This window comes from Pseudomonas sp. FW305-E2, from assembly GCF_058782925.1.
The window spans coordinates 13,449-32,313 of record NZ_JBYSYE010000004.1; the positions used below are offsets into that span (position 1 = coordinate 13,449).

The 18,865-nt window shown below is 63.1% G+C and carries 17 protein-coding genes, 1 tRNA gene and 1 pseudogene; 11 read left to right on the plus strand and 8 right to left on the minus strand.

The window, feature by feature from the left end:
- Positions 1 to 13 precede the first annotated feature (13 nt).
- A complete protein-coding gene (locus AC3WLP_RS05205) occupies positions 14 to 892 on the minus strand; it encodes a LysR family transcriptional regulator (protein WP_014753854.1) in 879 nt (292 codons plus the stop codon).
- Between the two features lie 100 nt (positions 893 to 992).
- On the opposite strand from AC3WLP_RS05205, the gene AC3WLP_RS05210 reads away from it, so the two are divergent.
- Positions 993 to 1,421, plus strand: coding sequence for a PACE efflux transporter (locus tag AC3WLP_RS05210; RefSeq protein ID WP_012053081.1), 429 nt, complete (start codon positions 993 to 995; stop codon positions 1,419 to 1,421).
- Between the two features lie 39 nt (positions 1,422 to 1,460).
- Here the strand turns inward: AC3WLP_RS05210 and AC3WLP_RS05215 are convergent, their stop codons facing one another.
- The 5 genes from AC3WLP_RS05215 to AC3WLP_RS05235 all read right to left on the minus strand — a co-directional run bounded on the left by AC3WLP_RS05215 (position 1,461) and on the right by AC3WLP_RS05235 (position 5,943).
- Complete coding sequence (locus tag AC3WLP_RS05215; RefSeq protein ID WP_088512915.1) at positions 1,461 to 2,510, minus strand: hypothetical protein; 1,050 nt, start codon at positions 2,508 to 2,510, stop codon at positions 1,461 to 1,463.
- Between the two features lie 152 nt (positions 2,511 to 2,662).
- On the minus strand, positions 2,663 to 3,331 hold the full coding sequence (locus tag AC3WLP_RS05220; RefSeq protein ID WP_003250210.1) for a GntR family transcriptional regulator: 669 nt from the start codon (positions 3,329 to 3,331) through the stop codon (positions 2,663 to 2,665).
- A 16-nt stretch (positions 3,332 to 3,347) separates the two neighbouring features.
- On the minus strand, positions 3,348 to 4,046 hold the full coding sequence (locus AC3WLP_RS05225) for a FadR/GntR family transcriptional regulator (protein WP_003250211.1): 699 nt from the start codon (positions 4,044 to 4,046) through the stop codon (positions 3,348 to 3,350).
- A gap of 44 nt (positions 4,047 to 4,090) precedes the next feature.
- The gene (locus AC3WLP_RS05230) at positions 4,091 to 5,401 is read right to left on the minus strand and encodes a C4-dicarboxylate transporter DctA (RefSeq protein WP_012053078.1); all 1,311 of its coding nucleotides are present in this window, start codon (positions 5,399 to 5,401) and stop codon (positions 4,091 to 4,093) included.
- A gap of 227 nt (positions 5,402 to 5,628) precedes the next feature.
- On the minus strand, positions 5,629 to 5,943 hold the full coding sequence (locus tag AC3WLP_RS05235) for a helix-turn-helix domain-containing protein (protein WP_003250216.1): 315 nt from the start codon (positions 5,941 to 5,943) through the stop codon (positions 5,629 to 5,631).
- Between the two features lie 266 nt (positions 5,944 to 6,209).
- On the opposite strand from AC3WLP_RS05235, the pseudogene AC3WLP_RS05240 reads away from it, so the two are divergent.
- From AC3WLP_RS05240 to AC3WLP_RS05250, 3 genes and pseudogenes are all read left to right on the plus strand, one after another.
- Positions 6,210 to 6,539 (plus strand): annotated as a pseudogene (locus AC3WLP_RS05240) (PAS domain-containing protein); the annotation flags it as partial.
- Positions 6,540 to 6,698: 159 nt separating this feature from the next.
- Positions 6,699 to 7,775 (plus strand): methyl-accepting chemotaxis protein, encoded by a 1,077-nt coding sequence (locus AC3WLP_RS05245; protein ID WP_370626957.1) that lies wholly within the window; start codon positions 6,699 to 6,701, stop codon positions 7,773 to 7,775.
- A 13-nt stretch (positions 7,776 to 7,788) separates the two neighbouring features.
- Positions 7,789 to 9,477 (plus strand): putative bifunctional diguanylate cyclase/phosphodiesterase, encoded by a 1,689-nt coding sequence (locus AC3WLP_RS05250; protein WP_012053075.1) that lies wholly within the window; start codon positions 7,789 to 7,791, stop codon positions 9,475 to 9,477.
- A gap of 106 nt (positions 9,478 to 9,583) precedes the next feature.
- On the opposite strand, the gene AC3WLP_RS05255 is transcribed toward AC3WLP_RS05250, so the two are convergent.
- Positions 9,584 to 11,332, minus strand: coding sequence for a sigma-54-dependent Fis family transcriptional regulator (locus AC3WLP_RS05255; RefSeq protein ID WP_088512914.1), 1,749 nt, complete (start codon positions 11,330 to 11,332; stop codon positions 9,584 to 9,586).
- A 223-nt stretch (positions 11,333 to 11,555) separates the two neighbouring features.
- Between AC3WLP_RS05255 and AC3WLP_RS05260 the strand changes: the two genes are divergently transcribed.
- Genes AC3WLP_RS05260 through AC3WLP_RS05285 form a run of 6 tightly spaced genes read left to right on the plus strand, consistent with a single transcriptional unit; the run spans position 11,556 to position 17,478 of the window.
- On the plus strand, positions 11,556 to 12,650 hold the full coding sequence (locus AC3WLP_RS05260) for an ABC transporter ATP-binding protein (RefSeq protein ID WP_003250223.1): 1,095 nt from the start codon (positions 11,556 to 11,558) through the stop codon (positions 12,648 to 12,650).
- Positions 12,650 to 13,747, plus strand: coding sequence for an ABC transporter ATP-binding protein (locus AC3WLP_RS05265; protein WP_088512913.1), 1,098 nt, complete (start codon positions 12,650 to 12,652; stop codon positions 13,745 to 13,747). Before AC3WLP_RS05260 ends, AC3WLP_RS05265 begins: the two co-directional genes overlap by 1 nt.
- On the plus strand, positions 13,744 to 14,610 hold the full coding sequence (locus AC3WLP_RS05270) for a carbohydrate ABC transporter permease (protein WP_003250226.1): 867 nt from the start codon (positions 13,744 to 13,746) through the stop codon (positions 14,608 to 14,610). The genes AC3WLP_RS05265 and AC3WLP_RS05270 overlap by 4 nt, the downstream gene beginning before the upstream one ends.
- A gap of 3 nt (positions 14,611 to 14,613) precedes the next feature.
- Positions 14,614 to 15,414 carry a carbohydrate ABC transporter permease gene (locus AC3WLP_RS05275; protein WP_088512912.1) on the plus strand — a complete coding sequence of 267 codons (801 nt, stop codon included), beginning with the start codon at positions 14,614 to 14,616 and terminating at the stop codon, positions 15,412 to 15,414.
- 12 nt (positions 15,415 to 15,426) lie between these two features.
- Positions 15,427 to 15,699: a DUF2160 domain-containing protein gene (locus tag AC3WLP_RS05280; protein ID WP_003250230.1), complete on the plus strand. Its 273-nt coding sequence runs from the start codon at positions 15,427 to 15,429 to the stop codon at positions 15,697 to 15,699.
- A gap of 39 nt (positions 15,700 to 15,738) precedes the next feature.
- Entirely contained in the window at positions 15,739 to 17,478 is a 1,740-nt protein-coding gene (locus tag AC3WLP_RS05285) for an ABC transporter substrate-binding protein (RefSeq protein ID WP_003250232.1), read from the plus strand.
- Between the two features lie 141 nt (positions 17,479 to 17,619).
- On the opposite strand, the gene folD is transcribed toward AC3WLP_RS05285, so the two are convergent.
- Complete coding sequence (gene folD, locus AC3WLP_RS05290; protein ID WP_003250234.1) at positions 17,620 to 18,474, minus strand: bifunctional methylenetetrahydrofolate dehydrogenase/methenyltetrahydrofolate cyclohydrolase FolD; 855 nt, start codon at positions 18,472 to 18,474, stop codon at positions 17,620 to 17,622.
- A 269-nt stretch (positions 18,475 to 18,743) separates the two neighbouring features.
- Between folD and AC3WLP_RS05295 the strand changes: the two genes are divergently transcribed.
- A tRNA-Arg gene (locus tag AC3WLP_RS05295) sits at positions 18,744 to 18,820 on the plus strand.
- Positions 18,821 to 18,865: the final 45 nt, after the last annotated feature.

The following is an 18,865-nucleotide window of genomic DNA, read 5'->3' on the forward strand; positions in this document are numbered from 1 at the left end:
CGACGGACGGCAGTCACGGGTCAGCCAACTGCTCGATCAGCAGGCGTGCGGCTTGCTGCAGCGGCTGTTGTTTGCGCCACAGGATATGCACGGGCAGTTGCAGCGCGTTGTGTGTATTGCGGAACTCCAGGCGCACCAGGCGCCCGCTGGCCAGCAGCGGCGCGACCCGCGACAACGGCAGATCACCCCAGCCCAAGCCAGCTTCAACCATCTGCAGCGCCAGGTCGAAGCTGTCGGTGGACCAGTGTGTGGCGCCGATCAGCGGGCGAGGGTCAGCCAGAGGCAGATCGCGGCTGCGCACCAGAATCTGACGCACCTGGGTCAGGTCCTCAAGGTAGTGTATACGCCCCTCACGCAAGGCCGGGTGGGCCGGCGACAGGATGGCTACCAGCGACTCCATGCCGATGTGCTGGAAGCCGCGACGGGCATCGACCTGCAGGCCGGCAAAGGCTATGCAGAGGTCGGCACGACCGCTGTCCAGCAAGTGCAGGGCTTCTTCCTGCGGGGCGCTGAGCAGGGCAATGTCCAGCAAGGGGTGGCGCTCACCGAGGTTGGCGATGGCCGCCAGCAGCGGGCGGTGATCGATGTCGGGTACCACCGCCAGGGTCAGGCTGCTCTCCAGCCCTTGGGACAACTCCAGGGCATGAACCTGCAGCAGCCCCAGTTGTTCGGCAATCAGCCTGGCGTGTGGCTCCAGGGCCAAGGCCTGTGCGGTTGGCCGAACTTCACGCGGGCCACGTTCGAACAGGCTGTAGCCAAGTTCTGCTTCAAGGTTGCCAATGGCCATGCTCACGGCTGAAGGCACGCGCTTGAGGGCACGCGCAGCGGAAGAAAACGAACCGTGGTCGAGCACGGCCAGAAACAGCTGGATGTTGTCGCTGGAAAAGTTCATGGCAGCCTCCTGTCAGTTGATCTGACAGCTGCTGACTTTTGCTGTCAAGTGCGTTGAAGCATGATCGCCCCGTCGCTATTTGTCTTTGGAGGTAACCTGGGTGCAGGGATTGAAACGCAAGCTGGTCTACGTGACTTTCTATGAACTGATCGGGCTGTGCATGTCGACCCTCGGGCTGGCCTACCTGTCAGATACGCAGGCGTCGCATACCGGGCCCTTGGCGGTGATGATCACCACCATCGCCATGCTCTGGAACCTGATCTACAACACCCTGTTCGAGTACTGGGAGAGCCGCCAGGCCAAGCGGGGACGCAGCGTGGCGCGGCGGGTGGTGCATGCCATCGGCTTCCAGTTGACCCTGGTGGTTTACTTGATTCCGCTGATTGCCTGGTGGCTGGACATGACATTGCTGGAGGCGCTGCTGGTGGATTTGGCGTTCATCATCCTGGTGCCGTGCTACACCTTTGCCTACAACTGGGCGTTTGATCGTGTGTTTGGCTTGCCAAGCGCTGCCCTGGCCACAGCTTGATACAGCCTTGCACTGCGAAGGAGCCGGCACAGGCCGCCTCTAAGGTGGCAGGCGAATGATCAAAGGCGCTTGCTGTTGCTCGACCTGCTGCTCCACCGGCCGCGGCGCACTGGCCAGCAAGCTGTCCTCAACCTGCCCCGACAGGTAATAGACCCCCGCCATGGCCCCGCTCTGGCGGTTCTCCATCAACTCCTGCCATTCCTGGTTCAACGCCACGTTCAGGATCACCCGCAGTTGTTCGACCATCTGCGGGTGATCACGGTCATGGGTCATCATCCCGTAACCGGCTGCAGCAATCGAAATCATCGCCCCTGCCACCTTGCCCACTGCCGATGCCACGGCACTGGCGATACCGCGTGGGGCCAGGGTGGCGCCAAGCTTTTCGCTGGCCTGGGTGGCCACCGAGTTGAGCCCGACATCGGTCCTGCCGGGGCCTTTGCTGGCCTGCTGATGCAAGTGCTGGCGCATGGCTTGCCAGGCCGGCTGCTGGTCCAGTGACTTGGCCCGCAGCAGCTGATACAGGCTGGCATTGCGCGCATCCGGTGGCCCCAGGGCGATGGCGGGGATACGGTTGAGGCGCTGGCTGAACTGCTCGGGCGGCGCGTTGTAACGGCTGATGATGGCCGGCAGTTGCTGGCCGAGCAGTTGCAGGTACAGTTCGCAGGCGCGGTCGCGGATGCCCTCGGGGTTGATCTGCTCGGCTACCGGCTCGATCACCCGCGCGTGATACTGCTCCTGCAGGTACAGGGCCAGGCGTTTTTCTGCCGGTTCCCGACCCTCGCCACTGTCGAGCTTGTACCAGGCCACCTTGAGGGTCAGCCACTGCTGGGTCCAGTAACCCGTGAACCAGGGGATGAAGTCGCTTTCGGTGCGTTGCTGCACTTGCTCCTTCCACACCCGCATGGAGCGCCGGGCATAGTCGTTGGCCGAGCCGGCGGCACCGGCCGAGGCTTCTATCAGTTCCTGATCGATGCGTTGCCAGGCCGCGGGAGTGAGTATTGTGGGTGGCGGCGGGGCAGCGGGGCGCTTGCTGGCACAACCGCCGAGGGCCAGCAGAAGGCAGAGCAACAGGAGGACTCGAGAACTCACGCGACCGCCTCCCTGGTAGAGGCTGGGGTGGTTCTCGAAGTATAGGGTGGGGTTATTGGGGCTGCTGTGCAGCCCATCGCCCGCATCCGCTCAGATGCAGATGGTTGCGTGAGCGCGGCCTGCGTGGGAGCGATCGCGTCCGTTTGGTCGGGTTATTCCAGGTCGAGCTTTTCTTCCAGACGGTCAAGGTGCCTGTGCATCAACCCCAGCGCCGCTTCGGCATCACCTTGCTCCACGGCATCGATGATTGCCGCATGCTCTTCCCACGCGCAGTGATCGCAGCACGGCGTTTCGTAGCGAGCGATGATCAGCGAGGTCATCGGCACCAGCCCATTGAGAAATCGCGCCAGTGGTGCATTGGCCGCCACCTGCGCCAGTTTCAGGTGGAACTCGCCGCCCAGGCGGATCGCTGCGCAGCGTTCGCCACGCTCATGGTGCTGGCGCTCGCGCTCCACCAGTTGCCGTAGCTGGCGCACCTGCGCCGGCCGGGCGCGTTGCGCGGCCAGGGTGATCAGCGTGGTTTCCGCCAGGCGACGGGCACTGAGCACCTGACGTGCCTGGTCTGGGTCGGGTGCAGCCAGATGTGCGGTGTGGCTGGGGCGCTGTACCACCACCTGCTGGTCGGACAGGCGCCCCAGCACGCGGCGGATCACCGTGCGGCTGACACCAAAGGCATGGCCCAGTGCCTGTTCGGGCAACAGACTGCCCGGCGGCAGGCGCTGTTCGAGAATGGCGTCGAACAGCCGCGGATAAATCTGCTCGGCCGACAGGCGGGTTTCGCCGGCCGCGAGCAGGGCAGGCAAGTGGGGGGCGGCGTTCATGGGCACTCTCCTGAGGTCATGGATGTGGATGTTCGTCCGGGATATTCAACGCGATGCCCATGCGCAGCCCTTCGGCCACGATGTGCTGACGCATCTGGGCACTGGCCTGGGCGCTGCTGCGTTCGCGAATGGCGCGCACCACCGCTTCGTTTTCCTTCAGCCGCGCGGCCAGGTGCTCTGGCGAGTTGCGCAGCATGTCGGCGCTTTGCTTCAGGGCATTGCCGGTCTGCTGCACCACGCTCTGGAAAATCGGGTTGGTGGTCAGGGCGAACAGCGCCTCATGGAAGGCTATGTAGGCTTTGACCCCGGCCTCGCTATCATCGGCCTCCAGCGCTTCGCGCATGTCCATCAGGGTCAGGCGCAACTGGCCGATGTCCTGGCTGTTGGCCGACTGCGCCACCAGGCCGACGATGAACGGTTCGAGTGTGTAGCGCAGTTCCAGCACGTCGGCCAGGCTGGCCGCTGCGCTGGTTTCCACGCCCGACGCCTGGGCATCGGCATCCAGCACCAACACGCCCTTGCCGGGTAACGAGCGCACCAGGCCCAGTGTTTCCAGCACGGTTACCGCTTCGCGCAGGCTGGGGCGGCTGATGCCCAGTTGTTCGGCCAGTTCGCGCTGGCCTGGCAGCATGTCGCCGGTGCGCCATTGGCCGCGGGCCAGGGCCTGGCGGAGTTTTTCCACCACTGAGTTGACGACGGTTGATGAGCTGATCACGTTTCGCTCCTGGAAGGGCCGGCATCAATGCCGGCCACGTTCGCTCAGAATTCCTGTTGATGGGCATTGGGTTGCTTGCGGGGCGTGGGGGCAAAGCCAGGCTTGCCGTCGAGTACGTTCTGCGCACGCTCCAGATCAATGTCCTTCTCCCAACGGGCAATGGCCACGGTGGCCACGCAGTTGCCGATCAGGTTGGTCAACGCCCGGCCGATACCCATGAACCAGTCCACCGCCAGCACCAGTACCAGGCCAACCACAGGGATCGCCGGTACCGCAGTCAGGGTGGCGGCAAGAATCACCAGTGCCGAGCCTGGGATGCCGTGAGCCCCCTTGGAAGTCACCAACGACACCAGCAGGATGGTCAGCAGGTCGGTCATTTCCAGTGGCGTGCCGGTGGCGTTGGCGATGAACACGATCGCCAGGGTGAGGTAGATGGAAAAACCATCGAGGTTGAACGAGTAGCCGGTAGGGATCACCAGACCAACCGTGGAACTGCCGATGCCCAGGTGCTCAAGCTTGCGCATGATCTGTGGCAGCACGGCGTCGGAAGAGGCGGTGCCCAGGACGATGGTCAGCTCTTCACGCAGGTACTTGATCAATGGCAGCAGTTTCAGGCCCGACAGGCGCATGACGGTGCCCAGCACGATCAGCACGAAGCCGGCACAGGTCAGGTAGAACAGCGCCACCAGCCCGCCCAGGTGCTGCAGCGACGCCAGGCCGTACTTGCTGGTGGTGAAGGCAATGGCGCCGAACACGCCGATCGGCGCCAGGCGCACGATCATGCCCATGATGCGGAAGATCACATGGCTCAGTTCGTTGATCAGTCGCGAAATGCCGGCGGCCGAGTCACCCACCAGGTTCAGCGCGCTGCCGAACAGCACCGAGAACAGCAGCACCTGAAGAATGTTGTTGTCGGCGAAGGCCCCGATCACCGAGGTGGGGATCAGGTCCATGAAGAACGCCGTGGCGCCATGGATGTGCTGGCCGCGCTCGGCCAAGCCGTTGGCATCGGCGGCGGACAGTTGATCCAGGTGAATGTTGGCACCGCTGCCAATGCCACTGGTGAAGGCGAACACCAGGCCGATCACCAGCGCCAGGGTCGTCAGCACTTCGAAGTAGATCACCGACTTCAGGCCGATGCGGCCGACCTTTTTCAGGTCGCCCGCACCCGAAATGCCGCTGACCACCACGCAGAACACGATCAGGCCGATGAGCATCTTGATCAGCTTGATGAAGCCGTCGCCGAGGGGTTTGAGTTGCAGGGAGAGGTCGGGGAAGCTCAGACCGCAGGCGATGCCGAGGGCAAGGCCGAGTACGACTTGCAGGAAAATCGAACGCGAGCACCATTTGAGCATGGGAGGAGTCTCTGATCGGTGTCCTTGCTTCGGTAGCCGCACGGGGCGAAAGAGCGCAGGACTTAATTATTGTGGTCTTACCGGTTTGTTCAGCGCGAGGCCATAAAAGCGCGAAAAATACCTGATTGCAAGGTTTTTTGGCCTTACCGGTCTGACCAGTTGTGGGGCAACCCAGCCTGCCATGCTCTAGTTCGGTGCGTGCCGTAAAAGGGGGCGCTTGAAATAGCTCAGGGCTTGGCCAGTGCCTGATCCACCGCTGCAATCAGCTTGCCAAGATCTTTGGGTGGGGCGTTGTGGATGACACCGAACAGGTAGGCGCGCTGCTCCTCTTCGTCGTCCGGTTCAGCGAAGAAGTCCTTGGGCTTGACGCCCAGCACCTGGGCAAACGCCATGATTGCATCGATGCTGGGGGTGTAGGTGCTGGTTTCGAAACGGCTGATGGTCTTGGGGTCGAAGCCGGTTCGTTCAGCCAGTTGTGCCTGGGTCAGGCCCGCCAGCTTGCGGTAGCGGCGCAGGGCGATACCCAAAGCTGATCTCGTCATCGCTTAATTCCCATTTAGAATCAAGAACTTAACGATATCTATCAATGTGGCGCAACGCCATGATCGATCACCTTTGTTTTATTTATGTGATGAATTTCGTAGAATTCATGGCTTGACCGGTCAGTCATCGTCACCTTCCTTGTACCGTTCGGCCTCGTGCCGTAACGGCAGGAAGCGCTTTTGCCCATTGGAACGGATGCTCATGAATCGGTTCCGATGGCCGCCGATGTACTGGGTACCGGCTTGTCATCGAATGGAGTCTCATCGTGCGCCTCAACCTGCCGGTAACCCCGGTCGAGCAACGTTTCCCCCCCGATCAGCGGCTGATTTCTGCTACCGATACCGCCAGCCTGATCACCTACTGCAACCCTGAGTTTGCCGCCATCAGTGGCTACAGCGAGGCCGAACTGATCGGCAGCCCGCACAACCTGGTGCGCCACCCGGACATGCCGCCGGCGGTGTACGAGTTGATGTGGCGCTACCTGAAAGCCGGCAAGAGCTGGATGGGTATCGTCAAGAACCGCTGCCGTAACGGCGACTACTACTGGGTCAATGCCTACGTCACGCCCATCCTCGAAGGTGGGCGGGTAGTGGGTTACGAGTCGGTGCGCGTATGCCCCACGCGGGAGCAAGTAGCCCGTGCCGAAGCCCTCTATGCGCGGCTACGCAACGGTCAGGCGGCATTGTCGGCGCCGCGCCGTCTGAGCTTGCTGACGCAGGCCTTGGCCTTGCCACTGGCCGGTGGGCTGCTGGCGGTGGGTGCCAATCAGTTGTGGCCTGGCCTGGTGGGGCAGGGGCTGACCGTGGGGCTGTTCGTGGCCTGCGGTCTATGGGCGCGCAATGCCCTCGGGCGGCAGCTGCAGCAGATTGTGCAGGGTGCCGAAGGTGCCTTCGCCGACCCGGTTGCAGCCTTGACCTACAGCGACCTGTCAGGTGCTGCCGGGCAGTTGCAACTGATGCTGATCAGCGAAGAGGCACGCCTGAAAACCGCATTGACGCGGCTAAGCGATCTGGCCGGGCAAATGGCCGTGGCCGCTCGCGATGCCGGGCAGTTGTCGCGCAGCACCGAGGCGGCATTGCTGGAGCAGCGTGCCGAAACCGACCTGAGCGCCACTGCAATGAACCAGATGGCCGCCTCCATTGGCGAAGTCGCCAACCACGTGCAGTTGACCGCCGCCGAGGCACACACGGCGCACCTGCTGGCCGAGCAAGGTAGCCAGGTGGCCGATGCCAGCGGCACGGCCATTCGTAACTTGGCCAGCACTGTGACGCAGATCAACCAGGCGGTCAGCCACCTGGCGGGTCAGACCGGCGCCATCGCCGAGGCAGCCGGGATGATCCGCGGCATTGCCGAGCAAACCAACCTGCTGGCCCTCAACGCCGCCATCGAGGCTGCCCGTGCGGGCGAGCAGGGCCGGGGCTTTGCCGTGGTCGCCGACGAGGTCCGGGCATTGGCCGACAAGACCCGCCAGTCCACCCTGCACATCCAGGCCATCATCGATGCCCTGCGCAGTGGCGCCGAGGAAGCCGTGGCGATCGCCAGCCGAGGCATCGACGGTGCCGAGCAAGGCGTTGCCCAGGTGCAGGAAGCCCGACAGGCGCTGCATGGCATTCGTGACGCGGTACAGCGCATCAGCGACATGAGCCAGCAGATGGCCACCGCCTCGCAGCAGCAGTCGGCGGTGGCAGAAGATGTTTCGCGGCAGATCAACGGCGTAGCCGGTATTGCCCAGCACAGCGCCCACAGCGCCAACGCCGCCGCCTCGCGCGGTACCGAACTGGAACACGTGTGCGCCGGATTGCGCGCCCTGGTGGAGCGCTTCAACCGCTAAGGCAGGATGCTTTATGGATGATAACTATCGCGCGGCCGTGGACGCGGCCGCAATCTTTTCGGAAACCGACCTGCGTGGGAACATCACCTACGTCAATCAGCAGTTCTGCAGCATCTCGGGCTACAGCCGTGAAGAACTGTTGGGGGCCAACCACCGCATCCTCAATTCCGGGCTGCATGAACCGACGTTCTTTGTCGGCATGTGGCGGGCTTTGGTCGCCGGGCGGGTGTGGAAGGGCGAAATCTGCAACCGGTCCAAGGACGGTTCGTTGTACTGGGTCGACAGCACCATGGTGCCACTGGTCGATCCGCTGACAGGCCAGGTGCGCAAGTATGTGTCGATCCGCTTTGACGTCACGGAGAAGCGCCAGCTGCTGCATACCTTGCAGTGGCGGGTGGGCCACGATGTGCTCACCGGCCTGCCTAACCGCGCCTACCTGTCCGACCTGCTGAACCAGGCCCTGGCCTACTCGCGCCGCGAAGGCATCTCGCTGGCGGTGTGCATGCTCGACCTGGATGGTTTCAAGGCGGTCAACGACGGCTACGGGCATGCCGTGGGTGACCTGCTGCTGGTGGAAGTGGCGCAGCGCCTGAAGAGTATCCTGCGTGGTGGGGATGCCGTGGCGCGGCTGTCGGGCGACGAATTCGTGCTGATCCTGCGCGATGTCGATGATGAGCACCAGCTGCATGCAGCCCTGCAGCGGGTGTTGCGTGCCTTGGCGGCGCCCTGTGTGGTGCGTGAGCATACACTGTCGCTCAGCGCCAGTATCGGCGTGACCCTGTACCCGCAGGATGACGAAGATGCCGACACCCTGGTGCGCCACGCCGACCAGGCCATGTATGTGGCCAAGCAGCGCGGGCGCAACCGTTACCACCTGTTCGACGTGTCGCAGGAACAGGAGCTCAAGGCCACCCACCAGACCGTGGCGCGCGTGCGCCGGGCGCTGCGCAACGGTGAGCTGTGTCTTTACTACCAGCCCAAGGTCAACCTGCGCAGTGGCAAGGTACTGGGCTTCGAGGGCTTATTGCGCTGGCAGCGGCCAGGCCGTGGTGTGGTGCCGCCAGGCGATTTCCTGCCCTGGGTAGAGCAGACCGACCTGATCGTCGAAATCGGCGAGTGGGTGATCGGGCAGGCGTTGAGCCAGTTGCAGGCCTGGCAGCGCCAAGGGCAGCCCTGGTCGCTGAGCGTGAATATTGCCGCGCGGCATTTGCAGCGCAATGACTTTGCCGAACGCCTGCAGCAGTTGCTGGCAGCGTACCCGGCGGTGGACCCGGTGCTGCTGGACCTGGAAATCGTCGAGTCAGTGGCCATCGACAACCTGCAGCATGTCAGCCGCTGCCTGGATGCCTGCCGTGCGTTGGGTGTGCGTTTCTCGCTGGACGATTTCGGCACCGGTTATTCGTCCTTGAGTTACCTGAAACGCTTGCCGACCCAGACGATCAAGATCGACCAGTCGTTCGTGCGTGACATCCTTCATGACCAGGACGACCTGGCGCTGACGGAGGCGGTGATCGGCCTGGCGCGGGCGTTTGGCCGCGAGGTGATTGCCGAGGGGCTGGAGAGTGTCGAGCACGGTCGGGTACTGATGGGCCTGGGCTGCGAGCTGGCGCAGGGTTACTGCATCGCCCGGCCGATGCCCGCCAGTGACGTGCAAGCCTGGGCACAGGCCTACCGGCAGCCAGTGCAGTGGCGTGACCCTTGAAGCTCATCAGCGGGCCGTGGTCTTGACCTGCACGGGGGCGCCACCTGCTGTCGATCAGGGGTGGCTTCGAAAACCTGCTGTGCGGCGCGCTTCAGGGTCAATCGATTCATCGCTCACGCAACCGCTTGTACAGTGTGGTGCGGCTGATACCCAGTTGGCGGGCCACCGCCGACAGGTTGCCATTGGCTTGCTCGACCAGGCTCTGCAGGTCCGTCTCTTCAGTCGCTATCGGCACCGGTGTTTTCGACTCGGCCAGAAAACCCGCTGGAAGGTGCTCGACGCCGACTGGCCCGTTGGCCGCCAGGGCCAACGCCACCTGTAGCACACTCACCAGTTCGCGCAGGTTGCCCGGCCAGGGGTGTTGATCGAACAGGTCGATAATGGCCGGGGGCAGCCGCGCAGGTTGCCCGGGCTCGCGGTAGCGGGCATGCACCTGCTCAATCAGCTGGCGCCGGTCAGCGCGTTCGCGCAGCGGGGGCAGCACCAGCGTCAGGCCGGCGATGCGGTAGTACAGGTCCTGGCGAAAGCGCCCGGCGCGCACTTCTTCGGCCAGGTTGCGATTGCTCGCCGACACCACGCGGATATCCACCGGCACCGGTTCGCCACTGCCCAGCGGCTGGATGCTGCGCGACTGCAGTACGCGCAGCAGGCGGGCCTGGGTGGGCAGTGGCATGTCGCCAATCTCATCCAGAAACAGGATGCCGTGGTCGGCCTTGCGGATCAGCCCCGGGTTGCCCTTGTGGTGGGCGCCGGTGAACGCGCCTTTGTCATAGCCGAACAGTTCCGACTCCACCAGTTCGGCCGGGATCGCCGCACAGTTTACGGCAACCAGCGGCTGCCTGGCGCGGCTGCTGGCCCGGTGCAGGGTGTCGACGAACACTTCTTTGCCTACGCCTGTTTCGCCCTCCACCAACACCGGGATGTCCTTCTCCAATAGCAGGCCGGCTTGTTTCAAGGCTTTTTCCAGGCGCGGCTCGGCGTTGCCGGCTTCGGGGCGTCGAATGGTTTCGCGTGGGGGGTGCCACTGGCAGTGAAAGCGGTTGCGCCCGGTGGCCTGCAGAGCGAAGGGCTGCTGTCGGGGATGGCTGAGCAGCTGTTGCAGGGGTAACTGGAACAGTTGCTCGATGTTTTGCTGCAGCGGGTTTACGCCGAGCAGGCTATCGGCCCGGTGATTGGCAGCCAACACCTGTCCGCGCTCATCGAACACCAGCAGGCCGGCCCAAGGGCTGTCGAGGTTGTCGGAGGCGCTGTTGAAGATCAGTTGTGCATGCTGGTCAGCATGTTCGGCGAGGATCAGGCGGTTTTCCAGGCTCTGGCCCATCATGCGCACCAGCCCAAGCGTCTGGCTGGCCGGCAGGTAGCCGTCGCTGGCTACGTCGAGCACCCCGACCAGCTGCCGTGCGGCGTCGAACAGGGGGGCGGCGGCGCTGGACATGTAGCGGTTCTGGCGCAGGAAGTGTTCGTCCTGGCCGACGTGAATCGCTTCGGCGCAAATCAGTGTGGTGCCCAGGGCATTGGTGCCGACGCCACGTTCGTGCCAATGGGCGCCGGCGCTGAAACCATGGTGCTGGCGCGGTTCGATGAAACGCCGCGAGCCCCAGCTGTCGAGCAGGCAGCCGCTGGCATCGGCCAGCATCACCAGGTAGCTGGCGTTACCCAAGAGGTGCGCATAGTGCGGTAGCACTTCCTCGCGGGTCAGGCGTAGCAGGTTTTGGCGCCGCTCCAGCAGGGCGCTGAGCTCGGCGCAGGACAGGCAGTCAAAGTCCGGCGCATGCTGCGGCTGCAGGCCGTGGTCGCGGCAGCGGTCCCAGGAAGCCTGGATCAGGCGGGTGTGGGTCGAAGCGGATGCGGCCATGGGCCTGTCCTGTGTGATTGTTGTCATGGGTCGACCGCCGTTCAGTGTTGTTCACGGCTGTTCATTGTCAAACTGGCCAGTGTCCAGTTGTGCAGTGATTGTGTTCACCTGCGCGCCCGCGATTTGCCAGCGCTGCCACCCAGGCCCCGAACCAGAGCACCGGGCAAGGACTGGCACGGAACTGGCTGTAGCCGGCAGACAACAATCACAAAAAGGCCACGCCATGTCCCTGGTGCTGGAGCAGGTCAGCCGTAGCGTCGACAACCAGCCGTGGATCGTCGAGGCGTCACTGCGTTTCGAGCCCGGTTCGTTCAATGTGCTGCTGGGTCGCACCCTGGCCGGCAAGACCAGCCTGATGCGCCTGATGGCCGGGCTGGACCGTCCGGACCGGGGGCGGGTGCTGATGGATGGCCAGGACGTCACCGGTGTGCCGGTGCGTCAGCGCAATGTGTCGATGGTGTATCAGCAATTCATCAATTACCCGACCTTGAGCGTGTACGAAAACATCGCCTCGCCGCTGCGCCAGGCGCGCATGGCCGAGGACCAGATCCGACGGCGGGTGCAGGAAACTGCCGAGATGCTGCGCATCGAAACCTACCTGCAACGCCTGCCACTGGAGCTCTCCGGTGGTCAGCAGCAACGCACGGCGATGGCCAGGGCACTGGTCAAGGATGCCTCGTTGATCCTCTTCGACGAGCCATTGGTCAACCTCGACTACAAGTTGCGCGAAGGCCTGCGCCAGGAGCTGCGCGAGCTGTTCGCGGCGCGCCATTGCATTGCTGTGTACGCCACCACCGAGCCCAACGAGGCGCTGGCACTGGGCGGCACCACCACGCTTGTGCACGAAGGCCGTATCGTGCAGAGCGGGCCCACCGCCGAGGTCTATCAGCGCCCCAGCAGCGTGCTGGCTGCCGAGCTGTTTTCCGAGCCGCCGATCAACCTGGTGTCTGGCCGTATCACGGGTAACGAGGTGAGCCTGGCCCAGACCGTGCACTTTGCCCGCAATGCCGACCTGGAGCCGCTGGCCGAAGGTGACTACCGCTTCGGCGTGCGCCCCAGCCATATCGCGCTGGTGCCGGCCCATGACGATGACCTGGAGCTGGCGGTGCTGGTGGAGTTGGCCGAGATCAGTGGGTCAGAAACATTTCTGCATGTGCGCAACGAATACTGGCGCATGGTGCTGCACCTTCCCGGGGTGCACGAATACCAGGTGGACACGCCGATACGCGTGTTCATCCCCACGCACAAGCTGTTCGTTTTCGACAGCGCCGGGGTGTTGGTGCAGGCCCCGGGGCTGCGTCAGGCGAGGAGAGGGTGATGGCCGAAATCCGCCTGCGCCAGCTGGCGCACAGTTACAGCCGCCAGCCCGCCAGCGAGGCAGACTATGCCCTGCACGCACTCGAACATGTGTGGGAGCAGGGCGGTGCCTATGCGTTGCTCGGGCCGTCGGGCTGCGGCAAGTCGACCTTGCTCAATCTCATTTCCGGGCTGCTGACGCCGTCTCATGGCGAGGTGCTGTTCGACGGCAAGCCGGTCAACCAGCTGTCCCCGCAGGCGCGCAATATCGCCCAGGTGTTCCAGTTCCCGGTGGTGTACGACACCATGACAGTGTTCGACAACCTGGCCTTCCCCTTGCGCAACCAGGGGCTCGATGAAGCCCGGGTGCGTGCCCGGGTGGAAGAAATTGCCGAAGTGCTCGAGCTGACTGCCGTGTTGCGCAAGAAAGCACGCAACCTCACCGCCGATGAAAAGCAGAAAGTCTCCATGGGGCGTGGCCTGGTGCGCGATGACGTGTCGGCGATCCTGTTTGACGAGCCGCTGACGGTGATCGACCCGCATCTGAAGTGGAAGCTGCGGCGCAAGCTGAAGCAGATCCATGAGCAGTTCAACATCACCATGATCTACGTCACCCACGACCAGTTGGAGGCCTCGACCTTCGCCGACAAGATCGCGGTGATGCACGGCGGACGCATCGTCCAGTTCGGCACACCGCGCGAGCTGTTCGAGCGACCGCGGCATACGTTCGTCGGTTATTTCATCGGTAGCCCGGGCATGAACTTGATCGACGTGCGTGCCGAGGCGGGCGCGGTGGTGTTCGGCGATGTCCAGTTGGCACTGCCCGATGGCTTGTGCGAGCGCCTGGCTGCACGGGCGGGCGGGCGGCTGCAGGTGGGCATTCGCCCGGAGTTCGTGCAGCTGTGGGACAGCCCGTTCGAGGGTGCCTACCCGGCACGGGTGCTGGACGTCGAAGACCTGGGTACCTATCGCATCGTCACCCTCGAACTGGGCGGTGTCGCGCTCAAGGCGAGGCTGGGCGAGGACCGCCCGTTGCCTGTGGACAAGGCTTGGGTCAGCCTGCCGGCGCAGTGGCTGATGCTGTATGTCGACGATGTGCTGCTGGAGGCCGGGCCATGAACAACAAGGTGCCGAACAACAAGGCCTGGTGGCTGGTGCTGCCGGTGTTCCTGCTGGTCGCGTTCAGCGCGGTGGTGCCGATGATGACGGTGGTCAACTACTCGGTGCAAGACATCTTCGACCAGTCCAGCCGCTACTTCGTCGGTGCCGACTGGTACCGCCAGGTACTGCGCGACCCGGCGCTGCACGATGCATTGCTGCGCCAGTTCATTTACTCGGCCTGCGTCCTGCTGATCGAAATTCCGTTGGGTATAGGCATCGCCCTGGCCATGCCAACCAAAGGCCGCATGGCCTCGGTGTGCCTGATCGTCATGGCTATCCCGTTGCTGATCCCGTGGAACGTGGTCGGCACTATCTGGCAGATTTTCGGCCGGGCCGACATTGGCCTGCTCGGCGCTTCCCTGGCCAAGCTCGGGGTCAGCTACAACTATGCCGGTGACCCATTCGACGCCTGGCTCACCGTGCTGGTGATGGATGTGTGGCACTGGACTTCGTTGGTGGCTCTGCTGTGCTATTCGGGGCTGCGTGCGATCCCCGACGTGTACTACCAGGCCGCGCGCATCGATCGGGCCTCGGGTTGGGCGGTGTTTCGCCATATCCAGCTGCCCAAGCTCAAGAACGTGCTGGTGATCGCGTTGATGCTGCGCTTCATGGACAGTTTCATGATCTACACCGAGCCGTTCGTGCTGACCGGCGGCGGGCCAGGTAATGCGACCACGTTCCTCAGCCAGACCCTCACGCGTATGGCCGTAGGGCAGTTCGACCTGGGGCCGGCGGCAGCGTTTTCACTGGTGTACTTCCTGATCATCCTGCTGGTGTCGTGGCTGTTCTACACAGCCATGACCCATGCCGACAAGGACTAGGCCATGAGCACACGCAAATCAACGGCCCTGCTGCTGTACTTCTTCTTCCTGCTGGTGCCGATCTACTGGTTGCTGAACATGTCGTTCAAGAGCAACGCCGAGATCCTTGGCGGCCTGACCCTGTGGCCGCAGGCGTTCACGCTCGACAACTACCGAGTGATCTTCACCGACGCCAGCTGGTACAGCGGCTACATCAACTCGCTGTACTACGTGTGCCTGAACACGCTGATTTCACTGCTCGTGGCGTTGCCCGCGGCCTATGCGTTCTCGCGCTACCGCTTTCTCGGCGACCGCCACCTGTTCTTCTGGCTGCTGACCAACCGCATGGCGCCACCGGCGGTGTTCCTGCTGCCGTTTTTCCAGTTGTACTCGTCGATCGGGCTGTTCGATACCCACATTGCCGTGGCGCTGGCCCATTGTCTGTTCAACGTACCGCTGGCGGTGTGGATCCTGGAGGGTTTCATGTCGGGCGTGCCTAGGGAAATCGACGAAACCGCCTACATCGACGGCTACAGTTTTCCACGCTTCTTCGTGAAGATCTTCATACCGCTGATTGGCTCCGGCATCGGCGTCACGGCGTTTTTCTGTTTCATGTTCTCCTGGGTCGAACTGCTGCTGGCGCGCACCCTGACCTCGGTGAATGCCAAGCCGATTGCCGCGGTGATGACCCGCACGGTGTCGGCATCGGGCATCGACTGGGGTGTGCTGGCGGCGGCGGGGGTGCTGACCATCTTGCCGGGCATGCTGGTGATCTGGTTCGTGCGCAATCATGTGGCCAAGGGCTTCGCCCTGGGCCGGGTGTGAGGAGGGCAACGCATGGAGTGGATGGCCTGGACCCTGCCGACAGCGCTGTTCTTCGCCGCTGTGGGCCTGTTGCTGCTGGGCATGACATTGCTTGAACTGCGTCGCCCCTGCGTAGAGCGACGGGGCTTTTTGCCGCTGGTCACCAGCCGTGGTGACCGTTTGTTCATCGGCCTGCTGGCCAGCGCCTACCTGCACCTGCTGGTGGTCGGTGTCAGCGACTGGCCATTGTGGGTGGCCTCGCTGCTGTCGCTGGCGTGGCTGGCGGTGGTGTTGCGCTGGGGCTGAGCAAGCGGCCCTGTGGGATAACTGAAACGGGAGATCACAATGTTCGACAACAAACACAACAGGCGACATTTGACCCTGGCCGCGTTGCTGGTACTGGCCAGCGTGCAAGGCACAGCCTGGGCCGACCAGTACGAAGAGGCGGCAAAGAAATGGATCGGCAGCGAGTTCAAGCCTTCGACCCTTACCCCCGAACAGCAGTTGGCCGAATTGCAGTGGTTCATCAAAGCAGCCGAGCCGTTTCGCGGGATGAAGATCAACGTTGTGTCGGAAACCATCACCACCCATGAATACGAGTCCAAGGTGCTGGCCAAGGCTTTCAGTGAGATCACCGGCATCCAGTTGACCCACGACCTGCTGCAGGAAGGCGATGTGGTGGAAAAACTGCAGACGCAGATGCAGTCGGACAAGAACATCTATGACGGCTGGGTCAACGACTCCGACCTGATCGGTACGCACTTTCGCTACGGCAAAGTGGAATCGATCACCGACCTGATGGCCAACGAGGGCAAAGCCTACACCTCGCCGACCCTCGACCTGAAGGACTTCATCGGTATTTCCTTCACCACCGCGCCCGATGGCAAGGTCTACCAACTGCCCGACCAGCAGTTCGCCAACCTGTACTGGTTCCGCGCCGACTGGTTCGAACGGCCTGAGTTGAAGGCCAGGTTCAAAGAGAAGTACGGCTATGAACTGGGAGTGCCAGTGAACTGGTCGGCGTACGAGGACATTGCCAAGTTCTTCACCGAAGACGTCAAGGAGATCGACGGCAAGCGTGTCTACGGGCACATGGACTACGGAAAGAAAGACCCGTCACTGGGCTGGCGCTTCACCGATGCCTGGTTCTCGATGGCCGGCGGCGGCGACAAAGGCCTGCCCAATGGTTTGCCGGTCGATGAATGGGGCATTCGCGTGGAGGACTGCCATCCGGTGGGTTCCAGTGTGACCCGCGGCGGCGATACCAATGGGCCGGCCGCCGTCTATGCCACGCAGAAGTACGTGGACTGGATGCGTGCCTACGCGCCCAAGGAAGCGCAGGGCATGACATTCTCCGAAGCCGGCCCTGTGCCGGCGCAAGGCAACATTGCCCAGCAGATATTCTGGTACACCGCGTTCACCGCCGACATGACGAAGCCCGGCTTGCCGGTTGTGAATGCCGACGGCACGCCGAAGTGGCGCATGGCGCCTTCACCGAAGGGGCCATACTGGGAAGAGGGTATGAAACTCGGCTACCAGGACACCGGCTCGTGGACCTTCTTCAAGTCCACCCCCGAGAAGCAACGCTTGGCGGCGTGGCTGTACGCCCAGTTCGTCACCTCAAAGACCGTATCGCTGAAAAAGACCATCGTCGGCCTGACGCCGATTCGTGAGTCGGACATCAACTCCCAGGCCATGACCGAGTTGGCGCCCAAGCTCGGTGGGCTGGTGGAGTTCTATCGCAGCCCTGCGCGGGTGCAGTGGACGCCGACCGGCACCAACGTGCCGGACTACCCGCGGTTGGCGCAATTGTGGTGGAGCCATATCGCCGAAGTCGCCAGTGGCGAAAAGACCCCGCAGGAAGCCCTGGATGGGCTGGCCCGCGACCAGGACCGCATGATGGAGCGCCTGCAACGCTCCAATGCCCAGGCGACGTGTGCACCCAAGCTGAATCCGGAGAAGGACGCCCAGTACTGGTTCGACCAGCCGGGAGCGCCGAAAGCCAAGCTGGCCAACGAAAAGCCCATGGGCGAGACCGTCAGCTACAACGAACTGCTGAAGTCTTGGGAGGCGGCCAGGAAGTGATCGGCTGAACACCGTGGTGGCTTCCCCGCCCCCTGGGGGCGGACAACCGCTTGCAAGAGCAGGCTCGTCCGCGAAGAGGTCATTTGTCACGGGCAAAAAAAACGGCACCTGAAAAAGGTGCCGTTTTCGCATTACGCGGTATTACTTGTGCAGCTCTTCTGCCGCGTACAGCGTGTTCTCCAGCAGGCACGCCCGGGTCATCGGCCCGACGCCGCCCGGCACCGGTGTGATCCAGCCGGCGCGGGGCAGGGCAGTCTCGTAGACCACGTCGCCGACCAGCTTGCCGTCTTCCTGGCGGTTGATGCCCACGTCGATGACGATGGCACCTTCCTTGACCCACTCACCCTTGACCAGGCCTGGCTTGCCGGCAGCCACGACCACCAGGTCGGCACGCCCGACATGGCCGGCCAGGTCCTTGGTGAAGCGATGGCAGACGGTCACGGTGCAGCCGGCCAGCAGCAGTTCCATGGCCATCGGGCGGCCAACGATGTTGGACGCGCCGACGATCACCGCGTTCATGCCGTACAGGTCCTGGCCGGTGCTTTCCAGCAGGGTCATGATGCCTTTCGGTGTGCACGGGCGCAGCAGTGGAATACGCTGGGCCAGGCGGCCGATGTTGTATGGATGGAAGCCGTCCACATCCTTGTCCGGGCGAATGCGCTCGAGCAGCAACGAGGCGTCCAGGTGTGCCGGCAGCGGCAGTTGCAACAGGATGCCGTCGACGGCCGGGTCGTCATTGAGACGGTCGATCAGCTCGGTCAGGGCTTGTTGCGTGGTCTCGCTGGGCAGGTCGAAAGCCTGCGAAATGAAGCCGACCTCTTCGCAGTCCTTGCGCTTGTGCGAGACATAGACTTGGGAGGCGGGGTCGGTGCCGACCAGGATCACTGCCAGGCCCGGCGTACGCAGGCCTTGCTGGCGACGCTCCACGACACGTTGAGCGATCTGCTGGCGCAGGCTGGCGGCGATAGCCTTGCCATCGATTAGGTGTGCAGTCATAGACGCGTGATTAACCATCGAGAAGGAACAATAAAGAACGTGCATTCTCGCACGACATGGGCCAAGGGCAAAGGCGGGTGGTCGGGCAAATCCCCTAACCCCTTAAATAATTTAAATTTTTTCGAAAAAGGTGTTGACGACTTTCGGGGTCGACTATAAGATTCGCCGCACTTGTCGGGCACAGCCTAGCACTGGTTGGCTAAGTCGGGCAGAATGAGTGGTTTAACAGTTCCTTGTTAGCGTCTCGTTCGGTTAGGCTTCAAGCTTAAGCGCCCGTAGCTCAGCTGGATAGAGCATCCGCCTTCTAAGCGGATGGTCGCAGGTTCGAGTCCTGCCGGGTGCGCCATTAGGCAGCTTTGGCAAGCAAGTAGGTTGTAGTGCAATATGGTGG